Origin of the sequence: Nocardia brasiliensis ATCC 700358 (assembly GCF_000250675.2) — a bacterium.
GTDB classification, from domain to species: domain Bacteria; phylum Actinomycetota; class Actinomycetes; order Mycobacteriales; family Mycobacteriaceae; genus Nocardia; species Nocardia brasiliensis_B.
Genome location: NC_018681.1, coordinates 5842448 through 5865250 on the forward strand (window position 1 = coordinate 5842448; position 22803 = coordinate 5865250).

The window sequence follows — 22803 nt, forward strand, 5'->3', positions numbered from 1 at the left end:
AACGTTGTCGGAGGCTCGTCGAGGGAGCATGCATGTCGCGTCGCCGTCTGGCCTGCCTCGTTGTCCCGCTGCTGGTTCCGCTCGTTCCCGCCGGGGCGCACGCCGAAACGGCGGCCGACTCCAGCCGGTACGTGAATCCGTTCGTCGGCACCCGGGACGGTGGGCCCGATTTCGGGCACGGCGGCGGCGCGGGCATGACCTTTCCCGGCGCGGTGGCCCCGTTCGGGATGATGCAGTGGAGCCCGGACACCGTGCGCACCGCGGGCGGCGGGTACAAGTACGAGGACAACCGGCTGTACGGGTTCTCGATGACGCATATCTCCGGGCCGGGATGCACTGGCGCGCAGGACTTTCCGGTCCTGCCGATCAGCGGATCGATCGGCCGGTCACCGGCCGTCGACGGCGCGGGCTACCTGCAGACCTTCGACCACGCGAACGAGCGGGCCGACCCGGGCTACTACGGCGTGACCACCGATTCCGGCGTGCGGACCGAACTGACCACCGCCACCCGCGGCGGCGTCGCCCGGTTCACCTTCCCCACCGGCCGCCCCGGCACGGTGCTGCTCGACGTCACCGGCTCGGTCAACGGCGTCGAGGACGCCGAGATCACCCTCGATGGCAACACGGTATCCGGCTGGGCGCACACCGGCGGGTTCTGCGGCGCGAAGAGCCGGTACCGGGTGCACTTCCACGCCACCTTCGATCGTCCGATCACGGCGTCGGGCACCTGGCAAGACGATGTCCTCTATCCCGGCGGCCACTCGGTCACGGGCAAGGCACAGACGCGTCGCACCCGGTCCGGCGAGATCGCCAGCAACGGCCAAGGCAGCGGGCTGTTCCTGCAGTTCGACTCCGACCTGCCGGTGCAGATGCGCACCGCCATCTCCTATGTCAGCGTCGAGGGCGCCCGGCGCAACCTCGCCGCCGAGGTCGGCGCCAAGGATTTCGACACCGTGCGGGCGGAAGCGCACGCGGCCTGGCAGCGCAGACTGGACCAGATCGTGGTGACGGGCGGTGCGCCAGATCGGTTGCGCACCTTCTATTCCGCGCTCTATCACGTGTTCCTGCAGCCGTACATCTTCGACGATGTCGACGGCAACTACACCGGGTTCGACGGCCACGTCCATCAGGTGCGCCCGGGGCATCATCACTACGCCACCTTCTCCGGGTGGGACATCTATCGCAGTGCGGCACAACTGCTCGCCTGGCTCGCACCGGATGTCGCCTCGGATATCGCGCAATCCATGTACGACAACGCGCACGCGCTCGGGGACGTGTGGGACCGGTGGTCGCATCAGAACACCGTCACCGGTGTGATGAACGGCGACCCGTACCATTCGATCCTCGCCAGCGCCTACGCCTTCGGGGCACGGGATTTCACGGCCGCGGACGCACTGGACTCGATGATCGCCGGCGCCGAACGCGTCGGCGAGCTGTCCGGTTACACCGAGCGCCCCGGCAACGACCAGTATCTGCGGCTCGGCTGGGTGCCGGATCAGGTGTCGGACACCTTGGAGTACAACATCGCCGATTTCGGCATCGCCCAACTGGCCGCGCGACTGGGCGACACCGAGCGGCACGACACCTTCCTGCGCCGAGCCGGCGGGTGGGAGCATCTGTTCAATCCGTTCACCGGCTGGCTGCAACCGCGGTCCGCGCTCGGCTTCTTCGGGCTCCTGTTCAATCCGGCGGCCACCGAGGGCTACGTGGAAGGCAATGGGGCGCAATACCATTGGATGGTATTGCACGATGTGGGTGAGCTCTTCGCCAGGATGGGCGGCCGAGACCGCGCCGCCGCCCGGCTCGACGAGTTCTTCACCGAACTCAACGCGGGCCCGCACGCGCCGCACGCCTACCTCGGCAACGAACCGTCGTTGCAGACCCCATGGCTGTACGCCTGGGCCGGGCGGCCGCACCGCACGCAGGACGTGGTGCACCGGGCCCGCACCGAACTCTTCGGCCCGGACGCCGACGGCTTGGCGGGCAATGACGACCTGGGCACGATGTCGGCCTGGTACGTCTGGGCCGCGCTCGGGTTGTATCCGGTGATCCCGGGCCGGGCCGAACTTTTCGTGCACGGGCCCGCGTTCGAGTCCGCCGTGGTGCGCCGCTCGACCGGCGCCGAATTCACCATCGTCGCGCCGGAAACCTCCGATGCCAACCGCTACATCCAGTCGTTGCGGGTCGGCGGGGCGGAAACGACGCGGGCGTGGCTGCCCGAGTCGTTCGCGCTGTCCGGCGGCCGCCTCGACTTCACCATGGGCCCGCGACCCGCGCCCCGGTTCGGCGCCACGGACGCCGACACGCCGCCGTCGTTCGGCGCCCTGCGGTAGCCACCGGGCGCGGCGCTGGGCGCGGCGCGGTGAAATCGCCTTTGCTGCGGGCGAACTGACCCGTTCGCGTCAGCATCGATCCCACTATTGACTATGGACACAGACGAAGTGGCGGCGGACGAAGTAGGCAGACTCGTCGGCGCGGTGGCACCGACCGATTCGTTCCCTACGGTCGACGAATTGGACCGCTTCGTCGACGCGTTACCCGATCGGGTCACCGTCACGGAGATCGGCAGGTCGCGCGGCGGGCACCCGATCAGGTGCGTGCGAGTCGGTGCGGGGCCCCGGCAGGTGGTGGTGGTCGGCAACCCGCATCCGAACGAGCCGATCGGCATGGCGACCATCCGGCACCTGCTCGGCAGACTCACCCGCGAGGACGACCGAACACTCGGCGCGACTTGGCATTTCGTGCTGTGCCTGGACCCGGACGGCACCAAGCTCAACGAGAGTTGGTTCGCCGGGCCACGAACGAGAACCGCTGTCGCACACGGCTTCTACCGGCCACCGGCGGCCGAGCAGCCGGAGTGGTGCTTCCCGGCCAGCTGGCGCGGCATCGCGGTGGGCGCGCCGCTGCCGGAGACGAAAGCGCTGATGGGTCTGATCGATCGAACCCGGCCCGCGCTGATCGTGTCGTTGCACAACGCCGATTTCGGCGGCGGATTCTTCTACACCACCGGCGGTGACCCCGAGTACTGGTCCGGCCTGACCGGACAGCTCGCCGCCGCCGGCGTGCCGATCTACACCGGCGAGCCCGACGTCCCCGGCGCGGCGACCTGGCAGCCCGGGATCTTCGAGCTGCCGCCGTTCTCACGGATCGCCGAGGCGCTGGCGGGCGACGGCATCGAACCGCTGGCGATGATGTACGGCGGCGGCATCCGCGACTACGCCGCGTCCCACGGAACCGCCATCCTGGTGTGCGAACTGCCGCTGTGGGTGGACCCGCGGGTCGCCGACGAGACGCCGAGCGGCCACCGGCTCGCCGATGTCCTGCACGCCACCGCGACCGAGTACGAGGAGATCGCCGACCTGGTGAGCGGGGCGCTCAGTCGCCTCACGGCACACCTGGACGGCAGCAACCCTTTCCAACGGGCCTTGACCGACACGGTACGGGCCCTGCGCGGAAACGCAATCGCCAAACGGTCGGCCACCGATACCCGGGAGGCCACCCTCGGCGAACTCTTCATCGAGAAGTACGTGTGGACAGGGGTGGCCCGGCTGCGGGCCGGCGGCATGCTGCTCCAGCTGCTCGAGTCCTACCCGGGCACCGGCCCGGACGACGTGGTCACCGAACGCCTCCGCTTCGCGCCGATCTTCGATAAATGGTGCGTCGATATCGAGACCAACGCGCCCGGACTGCCCGTGCCGATCCCGCGCCTGGTCGCCGTCCAGTCCGCCGCCATCGTGACCGCCGTGACCCGGCTGCGCGACGGCCGTCCGATCTGACCCTGACCGGGAGGTATGCCATCGATTTCGAAGTCACGGTTTCGTAACGGACCGCGTTGGGTAATCACAGATACATGACATCGACGGATAACCGACCCAGCCGCATCGCCGGCCTGGAGCCGGGGACCGCGGTTTTGGCATTCGCTACGTGCCTTGCCTTTTCGATCGGCATTGCCACTCTTACGCAGTCTGCTGTCACCACGGTCCTCGCCTGCCTCAGCATCGCGGCCGGACTCGTACTCGTACTGAACATCTTGCCGCACAAGGCCTGACACCCACCTCCCCCGCTCGCGCCCGGGTCTTGCATCCCGCGCACAACCCTGGTGGCATTGCGCCGAACCGTTCGGCGTAATTCGGAGGCGAGCATGCTGTCCCTGCAAGAGATTTCCGATCGCATGGAGATCCAGGATCTGATGGTCCGGTATTCGCACGCGGTCGACACCGGGCAGTGGGACCTGCTGGACGATATCTTCACCGGTGACGCGCACATCGACTACACCGCGATGGGCGGCCCCGCGGGCGACGTGGCGGCGACGAAGCAATTCCTCGCCGCCATGCTGCCCAATTTCCCCGCATTCCAGCACCTCATCAGCAATTCCTCGATCACCGTCGACGGTGACACGGCCACCGGCCGCACCATGTGCCACAACCCGATGATGATGTCCGGCGGCGACGGCCCGTCGAGCCTCATGCTGTGCGGGCTGTGGTACCTGGACACCTTCGCCCGCGTCGACGGAAGCTGGCGCATCGCGCGCCGAGTCGAGGAGAAGAGCTATATGTTCGTCGCGCAGCCGCTCCCGGGTACCGGTTAGCCCAGGATCGGCAAGCCGCGCTCCGCGCACAGCCGCGTCAACGCGTCCTGCATGACGCCGGTGACGTGGTCGTAGGCGGCGTCCGGATCGAGTTCGGATCCATGTTCGGACCGCAGATCGATCGGCGGGAGGAACTCGATCGTCACCTTGCTCGGCAGCGGGATATGCCCGGCCAGGTCGCCGATGTTGAGACCCCAGGGCAGTGCCAGCGAGATCGGAAACACCTTGAGGCGCAACATCTGGTCCAGCCGCAGCAACCGCGCCAGCCGATCCCCGCGGCTGAGCATCAAGGCGGTCTGCTGCGCACCGGCATTGACGAACGGGACGATGGGAACGCGTGCGTCCCAGGCCAATCGGAGGAAGCCGGTACGGCCCGCGAAATCGATCTGGTCTTCCTCCCAGGTCGGTCGATGCACCTCCCAGTCGCCACCGGGGTACACCAGCACCGCCGCGCCGTCCCGCAGTGCCTGCCGCGCACTGTCCGGATCCGCGCCCACCGTGCCGAAACGCCGCAGCAGCGTGCCGATCACCGGATAGGCCATCACCATGTCGTGCGCGAGTTGAAAGAACGGCCGATGCGGCCCGAACCGGCGCACGAACGCCAGCGTGGTGACGAGCACCTCCGGGGAGACGTTGCCCCCGGAATGATTGCCGACCAACAGGACCGGGCCTTCGTCCGGGATGTGGTCGAGGCCGCGGACCTCCGCCCGGAAGTACATCCGGGCGAACAGCCACGCGGGACCCACGGTGTCGATGATGAATTCGGGATCCCGGTCGGCCGGGTCGGCCGCCGGGACCCGCGACTTCACCTGGTGGGCGACCCAATCGGCGAGACGGTCGATCCGATCGGCCGGCAATCCGGGCAACTTCATGGGCAACGACTCCGTCGTTCGGTTTCTACGATTCGATGGTCAGCAACCGCCGGAAGAACCCGCGATAGCCGCGCAACGCCTGACGCAGTTCCTCGGTGTCGGCGTCCTGCAGACCCGAGCTGTGCTCCTCGAGCACGCGCTTGCGTTCGGCGTACGCGGTGGTCAGCTGGTAGATGACGTCGCTGACGATCTTGTCCGCCTGGGTGACCGCGTCGCGCGGGCTGTCGACGAACGCGCCCTGCACCTCACGCCATTGGGTCCGCAGCCGATCGAGATCGGCCTCGCCGAACAGCGCCGACCCGACGCTGTCGAGCGAAGTGCGCTGCTGCTCAGACGTATTCGCGGTCGACCCCGTAGGCGCGACCTCGGTGCCCGCGGCGGCGCCCTGATCCGCGGCGGGCTCGTCGAGGCGTGCCTCGGTGGCTACTTCCCGCTCCGGATCGGCGGTGGCGTGCGGGTCCACATCGGCTTCGGTCAGCGCCTCGGCGTGCTGGTCCGCGGCGGACACATGCCCACCGGAATCGGTTTCGCCGAACGCGTCGGCCCGCTGGTGTGAGCCGGCCGTGCTCGATGCGGTGGATGTCCGGTCCGCGTCGGTACCGTACTCGGCGGCCGCCGCTTCCCGTTCGTCCGCTTGTGCTTCGGATTCCGCCGTCGCCCAATCGGTCTCGTGCTCTTTCGGCGAATCCGCTGCGGTGACTCGCTCGGGATGCGCGGTGCGGTCGTATTCGGTGCTCATGACAGTGCCTTCTTGTCGTGCTGGGTCTGCTCGGTCGTGTCGTGGTGCGCCTGCTGTTCGGCGGCGGTCGTGTCCCGTTCGGCCGTCTCGACGGGTGCGGCCTTCTTGTCGTCGGACGCGCCGTTCAGCAAGTCCTGGAACAGATCCCGGTAGTGCACGATCGCGGTGCGCCGGTCCTCGGTGGACACGGCGGTCCCGCTGGGCCGGGTGGCGATTTCGTGCGCGGCCCGGTAGTGCCCGAGCGGTTCCGCGTGCTCCACCGACAGATCGGCCACCTGCTGGTCGAAATTCTCGGTGGGATAACCACGTTCGGCCATCACCGTGGTCAGCAGACGATCGGCGGCGAGCAGCGCCGCCGCCGGATCGTCGATGAACTGCTCCTGCACCTCGACCCAGCGGGCCGTGTACAGCTGCTTCTGCTCGTCGGACAGAGTGCGCAGCTCGAGCTCGGCATGGCGGCGTTCGCGTTCGGCCAGTTCACGTTCCGCGGCGCGGCGGTCGTCGTGTTCCTGAACCGTCCGGTCGTATTCCGGTCCGAATCGGCTGCGCAGCCGTTGCCTGCGCACCATCGGCCACACCAGTAAGGCGATGACCACCGCAGCGAGGACGACCAGAACGATCACTGTGATCAACACTCCAGACGACACTTGAACCTCCTTGCCGAGCCTGTCGTATCGGACAGGTAATGCCTCGCCATCGAGGTTCCAAACTCTTGATCTCCCGCAGTCGCTTTCGCGCCGCTACCCGATGATCACCGCGGCGGCGCACCCACCGCTTCGGCGAATCCCTCGATCAGCACGGGATACTGCTCGGCGCCGTGCCCGGCCCCGGCCTGACTTCCCGCACCCTTTCCGCGTTCCCGCACCCGGTTCCACGGGGCAGAGCGGGTGCGGGAGGTCAGAAGGGGTGCGTGCGGTCAGGGGGTGCGGCGCAGGGCCTCGACGGGACAGCTGTCCACGACCAGCTGGACGAGGTCCAGGTCGGATTCGGCGGCCGCGTCCGCAAGGGGTTCGACGATGCCGTCGTCGCCTACCCGGAACAGGTTGGGGGCCAGGGCTTCGCACATTCCGTGCCCCTCGCAGCGGGCACGGTCGGCGACGATCTTCACGACAGCCGCTCCAGCCGGATCGGGAGACCGTCCGCGGGCATCGGGCCGGTGCCCGCGACGAGCGGCACCTCGTAGCCGGGCCGCAGGGACCAGCGGTAGCGCAGCAACATCTGGTGCAGCACGGCTTTCACGGTCATGCCGCCGAAGTAGAGGCCGATGCACTTGTGCGCGCCGCCGCCGAACGGGGCCCAGGCCAGGCGATGCGATTTGTCCTCACGCCGGTCGGCGGCGAACCGTTCGGGATCGAACGCGTCGGGATCGTGCCAGTATGCCGCGGTGCGCATCATCGGGTAGGCGCCGACCACGACGAGCGTGCCGCGCGGCAGATAGTGGCCCAGGATATCGGTGTCCCTGGTCGCTTCCCGAACCTGCTGCGCCACCGGCGAATACAGCCGCAACGCCTCTTTGAACGCGAGATCGAGCGCCGGCAGGCGGTCGAGGTCGGCATAGTCGAGTGTGGGTTTGCCGAGCGCCCGGGACTCGGCCCGCAGCCGCTCCTGCCAGTCCGGATGGCGGGCCAGCTCGTAGGCCAGCATGGTCGCGGCGATCGTGCTCGTGTCGTGCGCGGCCATCATCACGAAGATCATGTGCTCGATCACTTCGCGATCCGAGAACGTATACCCCTCTTCGCTTTCCGCAGTGCAGAGCACGCTGAACAGATCTTTGCCCGCACCCGCGCGCTTGGCGGGCAGTTCACGCCGGAAGTAGTCGGCCAGAATGCGGCGACCTCGGAGACCACGCGACCACACGCCGCCGGGCACATTGGTCCGCAGCAGCGCGGTCGCGCCGTGCACTGCGTCCTCGAAAGCCCGGCTGAGCATCACGCTTTCGGGCCCGAGTTCGGCGCCGGCGAAGACCTCGGTGGCCTGCGCGAGCAGAATCTTCTTGACCTCGTCGTAGAGCGCGAAGTGCGCGCCGGGCCGCCACTGCGCGATCCCCCGGGTGATCCGCGGCGTCGTCAGCTCGAGGTAGCCGACCAGGCGCGGCCTGGTGAACGCCTGCTGCATGATCCGGCGATGGAACAGATGCTCGTCGAAATCCCGCAGCAGCAACCCGCCGTGGAAGAACGGGCCGATCACGAATTCCCAGCCGCGCTGCGCCGAGAACACCTTGTCCCGGTCGAGCAGCACCGCCTCGACCGCGGCGGGACTGAACACACCGACCGTCCGGCGACCGAGCAGACCCATCCAGCTGACCGGACCATAGAGTTCGAATCGGTTGCGCGCCAACCCGATCGGATCGCTCAACGCATGCAAGGTATAACCGATGCCCGGCGCGCCGAAGTCGCCGGGGACGGGCCGCAGGTCACTGCCCGCCGGCGGTGGCGCGAGCGGCCCCGCCGCGGACGGATACCGGTCGACGACCCGGGCGCCGAGAGCTTGCGCGTGCCTGGCGAGCCGCGCACGTAAGTGGCGAACATCCCCTGGCACGTCGGTAATTCTCTGGGGCACAAGAAGACTCATTGCGGCCGTCCCTTCGCGACGCTGCGATGCTCCGACCATACCGGAAACGCACGTTTCCGTAAACACTTGTTTCCCGACTTCTGCTGTGCGAGGCTCCTGAGGTGACCCGAGCATTCAGCGGCACCTATCGCGGCACGTCCACCGCCGAACGCCGGGAAGATCGGCGCAGGCGGTTGATCGACGCCGCCCTCGACATCGTCGGCACCCAGGGCTTGTCGGCGCTGACCGTGCGCGGGGTCTGCGAACAGGCCAAGGTCGGCCCGCGCTTCTTCTACGAGGCCTTTCCCGACCTGGACGTGCTCGCCGCCGAGTTACTGCTCGAGGTCCAGGAGTCCGCCCTCGAACGGGCGCGGGCCGCGATCGCGGACACCGCGGGCACACCCGCCGACCGGATCCGGGCGGGCGTCGCCGCGTTGATCATCGAGGTCACCGACGATCCGCGCCGCGCGCAGATCATCTTCGCGCAGGCCTATGGCAGCGAGGCGCTCATGCGCTCGCGTTTCGCGGGGATGCGCCGGGTCGCCGAGGTGATCATCGAGCAGACCCGGCTGGTGCTCGCCCTGCCCGCCGGCCAGGACACGGCCGTGGCCGCCACCTCGCAACTGATCACCGGCGGCGCCGCCGAACTGGTGCTGGTGTGGCTCGACGGCGGCCTCGACGTCGACCGCGACGGCTTGATCGATCTGATCGCCGATTTCGCCATCGCCATGGTCATGCGCCTGCCCGACGTCGCCCAGCGCCTGTCCGGCGACTCCCCCGCGTCGTCCTGACGCGCGCTACACCGTCCGGACCGAACTCGGCAGCTCCATGGCCGTGCGCAGCGAATCCGCTGGCCATCGCACCGGTGGATCATCTACTCTCGACGCATGAACGCAGGCAGGCGATTTCCTTGCCCCGGGCCGACAGTCGGCCGCGGGGACAGCCGCGTGCGTAGCCGCACGTAGTTCCTGTGGCCGTCGCCGGTTCGGGGGTTGTACCGAAACCGACCGGCTACCAAGGGATTACCGATGCCTACCTATCTCACCACCCCTGATCTGTCGCGCGCGCTGACGGTGCGTGACCTCAGCGACGCCGCCCAGGGCCCACACGCCATGCAGCAACTGCTCGACGAGCTCATCGCGGCGCTCACCTCGACCGCCGGGCCGACCGTGCGCGTCGTGCGCAACTCGCCGATCGTCGCGGTCGCCGACAACTACGACAAGCTCGGCTACGACCCGGCCGATATCACCCGCGACGCGCGCTACACCCGATATCTCAGCCCGACCGCCATGCTGCGCAGCCACACCACCGCCGATATCCCGGCCGCACTACGCAGCTATGCCGAAATGCACACCGAGACAGATGAATTGATCGTCGTCCCCGGCCTCGCCTACCGTCGCGACGTCGTGGATCGCAACCATGTGGGCGAACCGCACCAGCTGGATCTGTGGCGTCTGCGGTCCCACCCGGACACCGGCGAAGCCGACCTGCAGGAGATGATCGCCCGGCTGGTGGCCGCGGTGCTGCCCGGCGCGGTGTGGCGCACCACCCCCGCCGTCCACCCGTACACCGCGCTCGGCCGCCAAGTCGACGTACGGCTCGGGGACGAATGGCTCGAACTCGCCGAATGCGGGCTCATCGCCGAGCACATCCTGGCCGGCGCCGGGCTCGATCCGGGTCGCTGGTCCGGCACCGCACTCGGGCTCGGTTTGGACCGAGCGTTGATGCTGCGCAAGGGAATTCCCGATATCCGCTATCTGCGCTCCGCGGACCCGCGCATCGCCGAGCAACTGCGCGACCTGACGCCGTGGCGCCCGGTCTCGATGCTGCCGCCGATCCGGCGCGATCTGTCGGTGGTCATCGCGGACCACACCGACGACGAGACGCTGGGCGACACAGTGCGAAAAGTGTTGCACGACAGGCTCGACGACATCGAGTCGGTGCTCGTCACGGCACGCACCCCGTGGGATCGGCTGCCCGGCTCGGCGCGCGAGCGCCTCGGCATCCGGCCGGGGCAGGCCAACGCTGTCGTACGACTCGTCCTTCGGCCACTCACCCGCACGCTCACCGACGAGCAGGCGAACGCGATCCGTAACGAGGTCTATCGAGCGATACATATCGGACCGCGCCTCGAACTCGCTTGAACAATAAAGAACCGTCCACCCCGATCACCAATCCTGCACGGACGCAAACCATTCCGTATCCTCCCCACTTCACTGGGGAGTATCGGGCAGGCGGTACCGACTTAAAGTGAGGTTTGTCCCGCAACCGGAACATTCCGAGGAATTCCAATGTACAAGAAATTAGCCGTCGTCGGCGCCGCCCTATTTGCGTTCGCTTTGCCGATGTCCGGTTCCCCCGTTTCTGGGCAGCCCGGCTCCGACTGGCCGGGTGCCCCACCGGACAAGATCGTCATCGACGTGGTGACCGTCAACGGTACCGGTTGCCCCAAGGACACAGCGGCAGTGGCGGTTTCACCCGACAATACCGCCTTCACGGTGACCTACAGCGCGTACACCGCCCAGGTCGGCCCAGGGGCGGGCCCCACCGACTTCCGCAAGAATTGCCAGCTCAACCTGAAGGTGCATGTGCCGCAGGGCTTCACCTACGGAATCGCGCAGGCGGACTATCGCGGTTTCGCGAGTTTGCAAAAAGGCGCGACCGCGCTGGAACGGGCCCGTTACTATTTCCAGGGTAATTCACCGACCGACTTCGTCGATCACACATTCAAAGGCCCGTTCGCCGACGACTGGCAAAAGACCGACACCACCGAGGTAGGCGCGATCGTCTATCTGCCGTGTGGCGAAACCCGGAACTTCAATATCAACACCCAATTGCGGGTGGACGCGGGCACCTCCGACCCGAAGAAGACCAGTTTCATCACGATGGACTCGACCGACGGCGCCATCAACACCACCTACCACTTCGCCTGGAAGGTCTGCCCGAACCCCTGACCCGCACTGCCTGACACTGGAATCCCGTTGGTGACAACGGGATTCCAGCCATGTCGTCAGGCCGCGCCGAACCAGCGGTGGTGCGCGGCGGCCAGCCCGTCGAGACTGCCGCCCTCGCCCGCCCACGCCACGTACCCGTCGGGCCGGACCAGCAGGCCGGACAGCTCCCGCACGTCCACCGGCTTGCCCGTCACCACCCGGACGCCCGGCGGCCAATTCGCCGCCAGTGCACGCAATTCCGTCGAATCGGCCAGATCGAACAGCACCGCCGCACCGTCGGCGAAATGCTCGCCCAGGCGCGTCCCGTCGGACAGCTCGAAGTCCGGCACGACCGCCCCGACCCGTTCGTGCGTGCCGCCGAGATCGTAGCGGTGCAGCACACCGGAGAGCCGTTTGAATACCGTGGTCGTCCCGTCGCGGGTGGCCAGCAGTTCGGTCATGAAGGCGCGAAGTTGCTTGCTGCGCTGGTCGAGTCGCATCAGCGCGATCTGCGCCCTGCTCCAGTTCAGCACCCCGGCACCGATCGGATGCCGCTCCGCGGTGTAGGTGTCGAGCAGCTCCTCGTCCGCCCGGCCGCGCACCACGGCCGCGAGCTTCCAGCCCAAGTTGACCGCGTCCCCGATACCGAGGTTGAGGCCTTGCCCGCCGAATGGCGAATGGACGTGCGCCGCATCGCCTGCCAGCAATACCCGGCCCCTGCGATACGAGGTGACCTGACGGGTGTTGTCGGTGAACCGCGTGGCCGAGTGCACGGCCGTGATCCGCACCGGCACACCGGAAACCGCGCGCAGCGCGGCCTGGAGTTCCCCGGCGGTGACCGGCGCGTCCCGATCGGCGGGCGGGCCGTCCAGCTCGACGGTGAGGATCCGGCCGGGAGTCGGCCCGTAGGTATACATTCCGGTGGGCGTCGTTATCCAACCCGGCTGCAACGCCTCGGCGCCGGTCAGCTCGACGAGCGCCTGGTGCCCGGTGATTTCGGCCTCCAGACCGGGGAAGTCGAAACCGGCCCGCTTGCGCACCGTGCTGCGGCCGCCATCGCAGCCGACCAGCCATTCCGCCCGAACGGCAGTGTCGCCCAGGCGAACTGTCACGCCGGTGCCGCCGTCGGTGAAGTCCGTCAAGGTGACCCCGCGCCGGATCTGCACCCCCAGCTCCTCGGCCCACTCGCCGAGCATCGACTCCAGGTTCTGCTGGGTCACCAGAAAGATGTGGGACGCGGGGCCGAGATCGGCAAACGCCGGGTCCTCGATGTCGAGGGCGTCGCGCCGCAGCATGATGCCCGCGTAATGCCCGACGAACGGCGTCCCCTGCGGAACCTCCGGTGCCGCATCCCCTTCCGCCCCCGCGACGCCGAAGGCCGCGCGCAGCGGCGCGGGACTCTTGTCCTGTTCCGCGCGCAAACGTGCCAGCAGCCCGCGCCGATAGATCGCCTGCGCGGCCGGCACGGTGATCGCGGCGGCCTTGATCGTCTGATCGATCTCGGTCAGCCGCTCGACCACCAGCACATCGACTCCCGCGAGCCGCAATTCGCAGGCCAGCATCAAGCCGACCGGGCCCGCGCCGACCACTACCACGTCGAATGTCTCGTTCATGAATCCGACTGTGCCGCGCCGCTGTTGCGGCACCCTTGCGTCGCTCTTGCGCCGATCGAACGGCGCGGACAGCCGGATGGGGCGAGGCAACGGCCTCGCCCCATCCTCCGGTCGCCAGGGCTACCGGTTGCGGTGGCTGTGCGAGCCGCCGAGGCGTTTAGCTGCGGTCGGTTGCGCCGCGGCGCCCTTCTTGCCCGCCTCGCTGGCCCGCTTGGGGTCGTTGTCGAAGCTGCCGCTGCTCGCCTTGCCGCCCAGGCTGGCGATCTTGCGCTGCTGCGCTGCGTCCATTGCGGCAAAGCCGCGTGGGGCGTCGGCCATGCGTATCTCTCCTTGCCTCGGGTGTTCTGACAGCGACGGCCGAGGCCGTCTGTGTGGCGCTACCCGAGGTTTCGGCGAGCAAACACGCCCGGCTCAGGTCTGGTGCTGGGCCACCAACACCGGAGCGGGTTCCACCCTGGTCACGGCCCTGCGGCCGGAGAGGAAATACAACGCGACGAGCAGCACGCTGAACCACACATAGGTGTTGCCCACGACGTGTTGCCAAGCGGTCCACTGGGTTTCGCGATGCTCGCCGTCGGGCAGCCAGTTCTGCGGCCCGTACACGAAGATCGCGGTGATGATCGCGATCGTCACCCACCAGCCGATGGCCTGGCGCCGGGGCAACCTGGTGGCGGCGTAGCCGACGGCGCCGAACAGCGCCGGGGCGATCCACACCCAGTGGTGCGACCACGAGATCGGCGACAGCAGCAGCGTGAACACCGCGTTGATGCCGAGCGCCAGCGGCGGGAAATCGGTCGCGCGCCGCATGGCCGCGACCACGAGCACCAGCAGCGCGGCGCCCAGCACCAGCCACAGGACGGTGAACGCGGGCTCGGGCACCTTCAGCCGGGCCAGCACGGCCTGGATCGACTGATTGGTGTGGAACGCCGAACCGCTCAAGCCGGACACATTGCCCAGCCCGCCGAACCAGTACTTGGCCGAATCGTGCGGCAACACCACGAACCCGAGGCCGGTCGCCGCGGCGCCGGTGATCGCCGCCGTGGCCGCCGACTTGTAGTCCCGGCGCACCAGGAAGTAGAGCACGAACGCGGCCGGGGTCAGCTTGATCGCGGCCGCGATGCCGATCAGCATGCCGCGCGGCCAGCGTGGCTTGTGGGCCAGGCAGTCGGCCGCGACCAGCGCCATGAGCAGCAGGTTCACCTGGCCGAAGTCCAGCGTCGCGTGCACCGGTTCCAGCAGCAGACCCAGCGGTGTGGCGCACAGCGTCGCGAACAGCGCGAGTTTGCGCTGCTCCGCCGCGGGCCAGATCCGGCGCGCCACCAGGTACAGCGTCAACGCCAGCGCGACCACCGAGGACACGAAGAAGGTGAACGCGGCGGCGTGCCAGGGCAGCAGCGCGAACGGGCTCAGCGCCAGGGCGGCGAACGGCGGGTAGATGAACGGCAGTCCCGCGCCGATCGTGGTCTGTGGCAGCTGGCCGTACATGTCCTTGCCGTGCCGTAGCGCGTCCACGCCCAACCGGTAGACCTGCAGGTCGATGAACCCGCCGGTGATCTCGTGGAACGGCCACACCGGCAGCAGCAGACAGAACGCGGAGAACCCGATGGCGAGGGCCGGTGCCAGCCACACCACGACCCCGAGTCGACGGTGCTGTGCTTCCGGCTCAACGCGGGTGGTGACACTACTCATCCGCGGCGACTATACCGACCCGTGCGGCGCGGCACACCAGGTGGGAGGGGCTACCCACGAGTATTCGACCGGACTCGGCGTCGCGGCGCGCGCGACCGGGAACCGCGCGGGCGGTGGTAGTAATGAGCCCATGGGCGCTGACATGGATCCGGAACTCATCGAGCTCGCTACCAAGGTGTTCGATTTCGCCCGGCAGGGCGACGCGACGGCGCTGGCGACATACATAGATGCGGGAGTACCCGCGGACCTCACCAACGAAGCGGGCGACACGCTGCTCATGCTCGCCACCTACCACGGGCACCGCGCGGCCGTCGCGGCGTTGCTCGACCGCGACGCCGATCCGACGCGCGCCAACGACAAGGGGCAGACCCCGTTGGCGGGCGCGGTGTTCAAAGGGGAAACCGAGATCGTGCGGCTGCTGCTCGAATCCGGGGCCGACCCGGACGCGGGTACCCCGTCGGCGCGCGACGCCGCCGTGATGTTCGGCAAGACCGACCTGATCGAGTTGTTCCGCGACTACTGAGCCGACCCCGGAATTTCGCGGTGCACGGCCGGTGTTGTCAGGACGGAACCGACGAACCGGAGGCGAACGACGTGGCACAGAACAGCTTCAACGAACAGGTCATCGAGGAGTTCCGCGCGAACGCGGGCAAGGTCGGCGGCATGTTCGAGGGCGCGCACATGGTCTTGATCACCACGACCGGCGCGAAGTCCGGCCGGCAGATCACCAGCCCGCTCGTTTTCCTGCCCGACGGCGAGCGAGTGGTGCTCATCGCGTCCAACGGCGGCGCGGACAAGCACCCGGCGTGGTATTTCAACCTGCGCGCGAACCCCGAGCTGACCGTGGAGATCGGCACCGAACGCTACGAGGCGAAAGCCGAGGAGGTCACCGGCGCCGAGCGCGACGCGCTGTACGCCAGGATGGTCGAGATCATGCCGGGCTTCGGGGAGTACCAGGAAAAGACGTCACGGCGGATCCCGGTGTTCGCGGTCTACCGCAAGCAGGCCTGAACGCTAGCCGCGGGCCCGCACCGCGGCGACCGCTTTGCGCGCCGCCACCAGAACCGGATCCCAGACCGGGGAGAACGGCGGCGCGTAACCGAGGTCGAGCGCGGTCATCTGCTCGACGGTCATCCGGGCGGTGAGCGCGACGGCGGCGATGTCGACGCGCTTACCCGCGCCTTCCCGGCCGACGATCTGCACGCCGAGCAGCCGGCCCGTGTGCCGCTCGGCGAGCATCTTCACCGTCATCGCCGCGGTGTCGGGGTAATAGCCTGCGCGGCTGGTGGATTCGATGGTGACCGTGACGTATTGCAGTCCGGCGGCCTGAGCGTCCTTCTCGCGCAACCCCGTTCGGGCCACCTCGAGGTCGCAGACCTTGCTCACCGCGGTGCCGACGACGCCGGGGAACGTCGCGTATCCCCCGCCGACACCCGCACCGATGATCTGACCGTGTTTGTTGGCGTGCGTACCCAGGGCGATATGCCGTTCCCGGCCCGACACCAGGTCGAGCACTTCGACGCAATCGCCGCCCGCCCAGATGTTTTCGTGACCGCGCACCCGCATGGCCAGATCGGTCAGCAGCCCGCCGTGCGCACCGAGCGGTAGCCCCGCGGCGCGCGCCAGCTCCGTGTCGGGGCGCACCCCGATGCCGAGCACCACCACGTCCGCCGGGTATTCGGCGCCGTCGGCCACCACCGCGCGGGCGCGACCGTGCTCGTCGGTCAGCACCTCGGTGACCTCGGCCTTGCTGACCACCGTGATCCCCATGCCGCACATGGCTTCCCGGACCAGCGCGCCCATGTCCGGATCCATGGTCGCCATCGGTTCGGGGCCGCGATGCAGCATCGTCACGTCGTAGCCGCGCTGAATCAGCGCCTCGGCCATCTCGACGCCGATATAGCCCGCGCCGACCACCACCGCACGTTTGCCCGTGGTGGTCTCGAGCGTATCGATCAGCGCCTGCCCGTCGTCGAGCGTCTGCACGCCGTGCACGCCGGCGGCGTCGATGCCGGGCAGCGGCGGCCGGATCGGGCGAGCGCCCGTGGCGAGCACGAGTTTGTCGTAGTCCGTCCAGGATTCGTCGCCCGAGTCGAGCGCCCGGGCGCGCACCCGGCGGCCCTCGAGATCGAGTTCGATCACCTCGGTGCGCAGCCGCAGGTCGATGCCGCGGGATCGATGCTCTTCGGGCGTGCGGGCGATCAGCGCGTCGCGGTCGAGCACGTCGCCGCCCACCCAGTACGGGATGCCGCACGCGGAGAACGAGGTGAACCGGCCGCGTTCGAAGACGATGATCTCCAGTTCGCGCGCCGACCGCAGCCTGCGGGCCTGCGAAGCCGCCGACATGCCCGCCGCGTCACCACCGATGACCACCAGTCGCTCCGTCATACTGTCCACGCTACGGCGGCGAACCGCCCGGCAGACGACGGGGTCGGCGCGATTTGCCGCGGAATTCCTGGTTGCCGTGCGGTTGACCATCGATTACTTCACACTGATCTTCTGGCAAACGCTGTGTGAGGGCAGCGTTTACACTCTGGAGCAGTACATGAGCGATAGCACGCCACCCCCTTCCGACGATGAACGCCGGCTCGCCGAGCTCGGCTACAAACAGGAATTGGCGCGGTCCTGGTCCGGCTTCTCGAACTTCGCCATCAGCTTCACCATCGTCTCCATCCTGACCGGCGGATTGGCCAGTTACGGAATAGGTTTGGCCAACGGCGGGCCGATCACGATGGCCTGGGGCTGGCCGCTGGTCTCGATCATGGTGTTGTTCGTGGGTATGGCGATGGCGGAACTGGCCTCGGCCTATCCCACCTCCGGCGGCCTGTACTGGTGGGCGTCGCAGCTCGGCGGACCGGTGTGGGGCTGGTTCACCGGCTGGTTCAATCTGATCGGCCAGATCGCGGTGACCGCGGCGATCGACTACGGCGCGGCGATCTTCACGACGGTCGTGCTGAATGTGATCGGCCTCGATATCGGCACCGACCGCACCGCGATCTTCCTGGTCTTCGTCGTCATTCTGGTGCTGCACGCGATCCTCAACGCGATCGGTCCGCACCTGTCCGCGGTGATCAACAATATTTCCGCGTGGTGGCACGTCGGCGGCGTCGCGATATTCGTCCTGGTCCTCGCGTTCGGCGCGGAACAGCACCAGAGCGTCGGCTTCGTGTTCACCGAAACGGTGGACAACAGCGCGGTCGGGTTCGGTGGCGTGGCGTTCAGTTTCCTGCTCGGACTGCTGCACGCCCAATACACCTTCACCGGATACGACGCCTCCGCGCATATGTCCGAGGAAACCCACGACGCGTCCCGGATGGCGGCCAAGGGCATCATCAACACCATCGTGGTGTCGGCGATCGCGGGCTACCTGCTGATCATGGCGGTGACGTTCGCGATCCCGAATCTGGACGACGCCCTCGATCCGGCGAAGAACAGCGGCTACCCGGTGATCTACATCCTGGAGAATTCGCTGAACTCCTTCTGGTCCGGATTGCTGCTGATCATCGCGGCGATCGCGCAGCTGTTCTGCGGCTACGCCTCGGTCACCTCGGCCTCACGCATGCTGTTCGCGTTCGCCCGCGACGGCGCGGTGCCGGGTTCGGCGCTGTGGTCGAAACTTTCGGCGCGGAAGGTGCCGGTGAACGCGGTGCTCTTCATTTCCACGTTCGCTTTCGTGCTGCTGATTCCCTCCATGCTGGTGCCGGCCGAGAACGCGCCGACCGCCTACGCGGCCGCCACCTCGGTCGCGACCATCGGCCTGTACATCGCCTACGGCATTCCGATTCTGCTGCGTCAACTGAACGGCGCCGGATTCCGCACCGGCCCATGGCAATTGGGCCGCTGGTATCGGCCGGTCGGCATCGTCGCGCTGCTGTGGATCGTCGCGATCAGTGTGCTGTTCATCCTGCCGATGGACGATCGTGGTTATCCCTGGAACAGCGAGTTCACCTGGAATACGGTCAATTACGCGCCGATCGCCCTGGCCGGTGTGGTCGGCGCGATCGGGATCTGGTGGCTCGTTTCCGCGCGCACCTGGTTCACCGGCCCGAAACGCACCGTCGAGCAGGCCCCCGACGACGAGGCACCCGTCAACGCGTAATTTGTCGGTGCCGGTCGCTATGTTCGTCGGCATGGAAAGGATCGACCTGGAGTGCGGGGCTGCCAACGGTCGGATCGTGTTTCCGGGCAACCCGTGGCCCGCCGGGCATGCCATCGAGGAATTCGCGTGGACCGGGCGGCTCGATCGCGCCGGTAATCTGTGGTTCGACTTCCATCTCCGGTCGGCGGACTACGCGGCCGATGGGCTGCCCGAGCACGCGGCCGACGCGCCGGACTGGTCCTCGCCGGTGGTGTGGACGAACTATCACCGGTGCACCTTGTCGTCCACCTATTGGGGCGAGGACGACGGCACCGGCTTTCTCGCGGCGACGCCGGGCAAGCTTTTCCAGTTGCGGGCCGTGGCGCCGCAACGGCTCACCGCCGACCCGCTGCCGCTGCGCGAGCTCGACGAACTCGAATATCTGGCGTTCAACATCTACCTGCTCGGCCACGATTCGGTGGCCGACCAGGAGGTGCTGTTCACCCGTCGCGCGGACGGCGCGCACGATATCGAATGGTGTGGCCGGATCGCGCTGAGTTACGCGGGCGATCACGAATTCCGGCACCGATTCCGGGTGCGCACGACCGCCGCGCTCGAATACATCCGCTACCCCAGCACTCTCACCGCCGATCAGGCGTACCAGCGGCTGCGCGCCGTGCTGGACGCGCCCGAACTGTTCGAGACCGGGCTGGTCGAGGGCCAGCCCGCGTGGGTGCCGAAGCGGCGCTGACTACTGGGTGGTCGCGTGGCTGGGCAGCACGCAGGCGGTGTCCAGGCCGAGCACCCGGTTGAGCCGGCCGAAGGCCAGCCAGGATCCGATGCTCATGCTGAGCTCCACCGCCTCGGCCTGACTGTATTCGGCGAACATCCGCGTCCAGAATTCGTCGTCGATGCTGTGGTGATCCAGGGCGTAGCGTTCCGCGTATTCGGCGGCGAGCCTGGTGCGTTCGTCGAACGCCTCGGTGGTGCGCCACTCGGTGACGGCGTCGGCGAATTCGGGTTCCACCTTTTTGCCGTCCCGCTCGGTGCGCCAGTCCTGGCAGAACAGGCAGCCGTTGATCTGAGCGATCCGCAGGCGCGCGGCCTCGAATTCGCGCAACCCGAGGGTGCTGTGCGAATACACCGCCAGCGAGAACTGCGACGCGGCGACACCGATACCGGGCACCATTTCGCCCCAGACGTAACCGATCGGGTCCTTGCCCTCGGGGATATCGACGATCATGGGTTCTTCCTTCCGAGTTTGCCGACCGCGGGACGCAGCGGGATATCGAGTGCGTCATAGAGTCCTGGGCCCGCTTCGACGAGCCAATCGATCGCGCTCACCAAACGCCCTACCGCCGTGGCGTTTCCGCCCGCCGAGCGGTTGCCGTCCTCGTCGCTCGCCTCGACGGTGACCTCGATGCGCGGCTGCCCCTCGATGATCACCCGGTGCGCACCGTCGCCGTCGGCCGGTGCGGGCCAGTCCGGCGCGCAGGACGGATGGATGCGGGTGACGTGCTCGACCACGATGCGGGGCGCGCCGTCGACGATGCCCTGCACCTCGAACCGCACCGCGCCCTGCGTGCCCGCCGCGAATTCGCCCATCGACCGGGTGGTGATCGTGGCGTCCAGCGCCCGGCGATCCAGGGTCTCGCGGATCTCGTCCAACTCGACGCCCAGCGCCCGGGCCATCAAACGAATCTGCCCGCCCCACACCATGGTCGGCACGCTCGGCGCGAGCATCGGCGGCTGATAGTCCATCGGCTGGCCCATGCCGACCAGGTAGCGGACCGAATCGGGCTGGTCGTAGGTGGAGTAGTCGAAGATCTCCTGGCACCGGATCACCTCGACGGTGCTGCCGAGCCCGCTGATCAGCAGCGGCAGCACATCGTTGCCCCAGCCCGGATCGACGCCGGACACGAACAGCGCACCGCCGCCTTCCGCGATCGCCGCCAGCACCGGCTCGCGGATCTCGGCCGGTGCGTTGCGCGGGTCGTAGAGCGCGTACAACGCGGGGCTGACGACGACCGCGCCCGCGCGCAGGGCGCGGACGATATCGGCGAGCGCCGCGTCGGGCCGGATATCACCGGAGGCCGCGTACACGACCGCACGCGGACGCGCGGCCAGCACCGCGTCCACATCGTCGGTCGCGGAGACACCGACCGAGTAGTCGAGCCCGCTCAACTCCCCCGCGTCGCGCCCGACTTTGTCCGGATTGTGGACGAGCACACTAGTGAGTTCCAGCGCCGGATGTGCCTCGACGGCCCGAATGGCCGCCCGGCCGACATTGCCGGTGCCCCACACCGCCGTGGAGATCATGCGGCGAGCGTAGCAAGCGCTTGGTCGGTTCACGTCGATATCGCGAACCTGGTAGGCTGGCGTCATCTTCGGAGCAAGCGTGTTGTTTCCGCGCTCCCAATCCTCTTTTGAAGCAAAGCAGAGTTATCTGTAACCGTCGGTTACAGATAACTCTCCTTACTCTTCGGGCTGCGGCGGACAGTCGGTGCCGAGCGGCCCACCCCGCAACGCCGCCTCGATCAACTGCTGCATCGCCAGATCGATCGGTTCGTCCGCGTGCGAGACCGCGCGACCCGGACAGAAACCCTGCACACTGGCGTTGACCGCACCCGGCAACGGCTCGCGTTCCTCCCCCGCATCGGTGCTGAACAGGTGATAGGCGGGCAGGCCGGGCGGCAACGCCGGTTCGGTGTTGAGCCGGGTGAGGAAATCCGAGCCGGGCACCAGATCGCGGCATCCCGCGGCCCACGCACAGGCGACACCGAGATACGTGCCGTACTCCGACGTGCCGTAATCGACATAAGTCCCGACATGCGCCCGCCCGTCGAGAAACTTGACGAAATGACGTTGCGCGAGCCCGCCCATCGAGTGCCCGACCAGATCGACCCGGGGGGCGCCGGTCTCCCGCCGGATCGCGGCGACCCGGTCCGCGACCGCCTGCGCCGAATCCGCGATCGCGGCGGTCCCCGTCGGATCACCCAGCAGCAGCATCGAGTACGCGACATAGCCGCGCGACCCGAGCCAGGCCCGCAACGTCTCGATCTTGCCCGCGTCGGCGGCGAAACCCCCGAGCACGAGCACCGGACGCGCGGGCGGCGGCGCGGCGGCGGCCGGAACCACACCGAACCCCATTGCCACGCAACACAACACCACGGCCCACCGGATCACCCGGACCAGCATGCGCACTCCATTCGGTCGGAAAAGCCCAGGACATTCGTCTGCACCCTACGTCGAGGTTCCAGTCGCACACCCGCCCCGAGTTCCAATGGCGCGATACTGCCTTTTCGACTCGGACACCCCCGCGAAACTCTGGGAATGCCGCCCCAGGCCCAGGTAGCGTAGGCCTTGCCGCCAAATAATTCCGCCAACGCGAGAGGGCCGGCCATGGGGTCCGAACCAACTGCACTCGGCTATCTGCGCCGCGACGTGTCGGGTGCGCAACGGGCATGGGATACAACCCAGATCCGTAACCTGGCCAAACGTCTCGGCTACCACCTGCTCACCACCGTGGAATACGACGCCGCCACCGAAGACCCGGTCGGCCAACTGATCAGCATGGTCCAGGCACACGGTCTCGAAGCACTCATCACGCCCACGCTCGACCACCTCGAAGGCAACGCCGAGCCGCTGGTCAACAGCTGCGACATCATCACGGCGCGACCCGAACACACCTACGCCCGCTGGGCGATCCCGCAGTACGACACCGGCGCGTGAGCGGCGCGC

General features: G+C 68.0%; 23 protein-coding genes. 11 read left to right on the top strand and 12 right to left on the bottom strand.

Translation table 11 applies throughout. From position 1 onward, the window contains the following. The first annotated feature begins 32 nt into the window (after nt 1–32). From O3I_RS25680 to O3I_RS25695, 3 genes are all read left to right on the top strand, one after another. Nucleotides 33–2333, top strand: a complete 2301-nt coding sequence (locus O3I_RS25680; protein WP_014985914.1) for a GH92 family glycosyl hydrolase — start codon at nt 33–35, stop codon at nt 2331–2333. A gap of 93 nt (nt 2334–2426) precedes the next feature. Further along, on the top strand, nt 2427–3776 hold the full coding sequence (locus O3I_RS42990) for a M14 family zinc carboxypeptidase (protein ID WP_014985915.1): 1350 nt from the start codon (nt 2427–2429) through the stop codon (nt 3774–3776). Between the two features lie 365 nt (nt 3777–4141). Beyond that, nucleotides 4142–4588, top strand: coding sequence for a nuclear transport factor 2 family protein (locus O3I_RS25695; protein WP_014985917.1), 447 nt, complete (start codon nt 4142–4144; stop codon nt 4586–4588). On the opposite strand, the gene O3I_RS25700 is transcribed toward O3I_RS25695, so the two are convergent. From O3I_RS25700 to O3I_RS25720, 5 genes are all read right to left on the bottom strand, one after another. Beyond that, nucleotides 4585–5460 (bottom strand): lysophospholipid acyltransferase family protein, encoded by an 876-nt coding sequence (locus O3I_RS25700; RefSeq protein WP_014985918.1) that lies wholly within the window; start codon nt 5458–5460, stop codon nt 4585–4587. The genes O3I_RS25695 and O3I_RS25700 overlap by 4 nt on opposite strands. Nucleotides 5461–5485: 25 nt before the next feature. Next, entirely contained in the window at nt 5486–6199 is a 714-nt protein-coding gene (locus O3I_RS42995; protein ID WP_014985919.1) for a hypothetical protein, read from the bottom strand. Next, complete coding sequence (locus O3I_RS25710; RefSeq protein ID WP_193364882.1) at nt 6196–6846, bottom strand: hypothetical protein; 651 nt, start codon at nt 6844–6846, stop codon at nt 6196–6198. The genes O3I_RS42995 and O3I_RS25710 overlap by 4 nt, the downstream gene beginning before the upstream one ends. A gap of 269 nt (nt 6847–7115) precedes the next feature. Beyond that, on the bottom strand, nt 7116–7307 hold the full coding sequence (locus O3I_RS25715) for a ferredoxin (protein WP_014985921.1): 192 nt from the start codon (nt 7305–7307) through the stop codon (nt 7116–7118). Further along, nucleotides 7304–8737, bottom strand: a complete 1434-nt coding sequence (locus O3I_RS25720) for a cytochrome P450 (RefSeq protein WP_014985922.1) — start codon at nt 8735–8737, stop codon at nt 7304–7306. Before O3I_RS25720 ends, O3I_RS25715 begins: the two co-directional genes overlap by 4 nt. A gap of 134 nt (nt 8738–8871) precedes the next feature. On the opposite strand from O3I_RS25720, the gene O3I_RS25725 reads away from it, so the two are divergent. From O3I_RS25725 to O3I_RS25735, 3 genes are all read left to right on the top strand, one after another. Further along, the gene (locus O3I_RS25725; RefSeq protein WP_014985923.1) at nt 8872–9540 is read left to right on the top strand and encodes a TetR/AcrR family transcriptional regulator; all 669 of its coding nucleotides are present in this window, start codon (nt 8872–8874) and stop codon (nt 9538–9540) included. A gap of 237 nt (nt 9541–9777) precedes the next feature. Continuing rightward, a complete protein-coding gene (locus O3I_RS25730; RefSeq protein ID WP_014985924.1) occupies nt 9778–10893 on the top strand; it encodes a hypothetical protein in 1116 nt (371 codons plus the stop codon). A gap of 147 nt (nt 10894–11040) precedes the next feature. Beyond that, on the top strand, nt 11041–11703 hold the full coding sequence (locus O3I_RS25735) for a DUF4360 domain-containing protein (protein ID WP_014985925.1): 663 nt from the start codon (nt 11041–11043) through the stop codon (nt 11701–11703). A gap of 56 nt (nt 11704–11759) precedes the next feature. On the opposite strand, the gene O3I_RS46455 is transcribed toward O3I_RS25735, so the two are convergent. From O3I_RS46455 to O3I_RS25750, 3 genes are all read right to left on the bottom strand, one after another. After that, a complete protein-coding gene (locus O3I_RS46455) occupies nt 11760–13295 on the bottom strand; it encodes an FAD-dependent oxidoreductase (RefSeq protein WP_081594322.1) in 1536 nt (511 codons plus the stop codon). Between the two features lie 120 nt (nt 13296–13415). Further along, on the bottom strand, nt 13416–13613 hold the full coding sequence (locus O3I_RS44095) for a general stress protein (RefSeq protein WP_014985927.1): 198 nt from the start codon (nt 13611–13613) through the stop codon (nt 13416–13418). 93 nt (nt 13614–13706) lie between these two features. After that, entirely contained in the window at nt 13707–14984 is a 1278-nt protein-coding gene (locus O3I_RS25750; RefSeq protein ID WP_014985928.1) for a glycosyltransferase 87 family protein, read from the bottom strand. 130 nt (nt 14985–15114) lie between these two features. Between O3I_RS25750 and O3I_RS25755 the strand changes: the two genes are divergently transcribed. Both O3I_RS25755 and O3I_RS25760 read left to right on the top strand, forming a co-directional pair. Beyond that, complete coding sequence (locus O3I_RS25755; protein ID WP_014985929.1) at nt 15115–15507, top strand: ankyrin repeat domain-containing protein; 393 nt, start codon at nt 15115–15117, stop codon at nt 15505–15507. 71 nt (nt 15508–15578) lie between these two features. Continuing rightward, entirely contained in the window at nt 15579–15995 is a 417-nt protein-coding gene (locus O3I_RS25760) for a nitroreductase family deazaflavin-dependent oxidoreductase (protein WP_041564363.1), read from the top strand. A 3-nt stretch (nt 15996–15998) separates the two neighbouring features. Here O3I_RS25760 and O3I_RS25765 read toward each other — a convergent pair whose 3' ends face one another. Beyond that, nucleotides 15999–17372, bottom strand: coding sequence for an FAD-dependent oxidoreductase (locus tag O3I_RS25765; RefSeq protein WP_014985931.1), 1374 nt, complete (start codon nt 17370–17372; stop codon nt 15999–16001). Nucleotides 17373–17529: 157 nt separating this feature from the next. On the opposite strand from O3I_RS25765, the gene O3I_RS25770 reads away from it, so the two are divergent. Beyond that, entirely contained in the window at nt 17530–19083 is a 1554-nt protein-coding gene (locus O3I_RS25770) for an amino acid permease (protein ID WP_041564364.1), read from the top strand. 31 nt (nt 19084–19114) lie between these two features. Next, nucleotides 19115–19813 carry a hypothetical protein gene (locus O3I_RS25775; protein WP_141692262.1) on the top strand — a complete coding sequence of 233 codons (699 nt, stop codon included), beginning with the start codon at nt 19115–19117 and terminating at the stop codon, nt 19811–19813. Here the strand turns inward: O3I_RS25775 and O3I_RS25780 are convergent, their stop codons facing one another. The 3 genes from O3I_RS25780 to O3I_RS25790 form a co-directional block, all read right to left on the bottom strand. Further along, a complete protein-coding gene (locus O3I_RS25780) occupies nt 19814–20305 on the bottom strand; it encodes a carboxymuconolactone decarboxylase family protein (RefSeq protein WP_014985934.1) in 492 nt (163 codons plus the stop codon). It lies immediately after the preceding gene. Continuing rightward, nucleotides 20302–21381 carry a dihydrodipicolinate reductase gene (locus tag O3I_RS25785; RefSeq protein ID WP_014985935.1) on the bottom strand — a complete coding sequence of 360 codons (1080 nt, stop codon included), beginning with the start codon at nt 21379–21381 and terminating at the stop codon, nt 20302–20304. Before O3I_RS25785 ends, O3I_RS25780 begins: the two co-directional genes overlap by 4 nt. A gap of 156 nt (nt 21382–21537) precedes the next feature. Continuing rightward, complete coding sequence (locus O3I_RS25790; protein ID WP_014985936.1) at nt 21538–22260, bottom strand: esterase/lipase family protein; 723 nt, start codon at nt 22258–22260, stop codon at nt 21538–21540. A 204-nt stretch (nt 22261–22464) separates the two neighbouring features. On the opposite strand from O3I_RS25790, the gene O3I_RS25795 reads away from it, so the two are divergent. After that, nucleotides 22465–22794 (top strand): hypothetical protein, encoded by a 330-nt coding sequence (locus O3I_RS25795; RefSeq protein WP_014985937.1) that lies wholly within the window; start codon nt 22465–22467, stop codon nt 22792–22794. Nucleotides 22795–22803 lie beyond the last annotated feature (9 nt).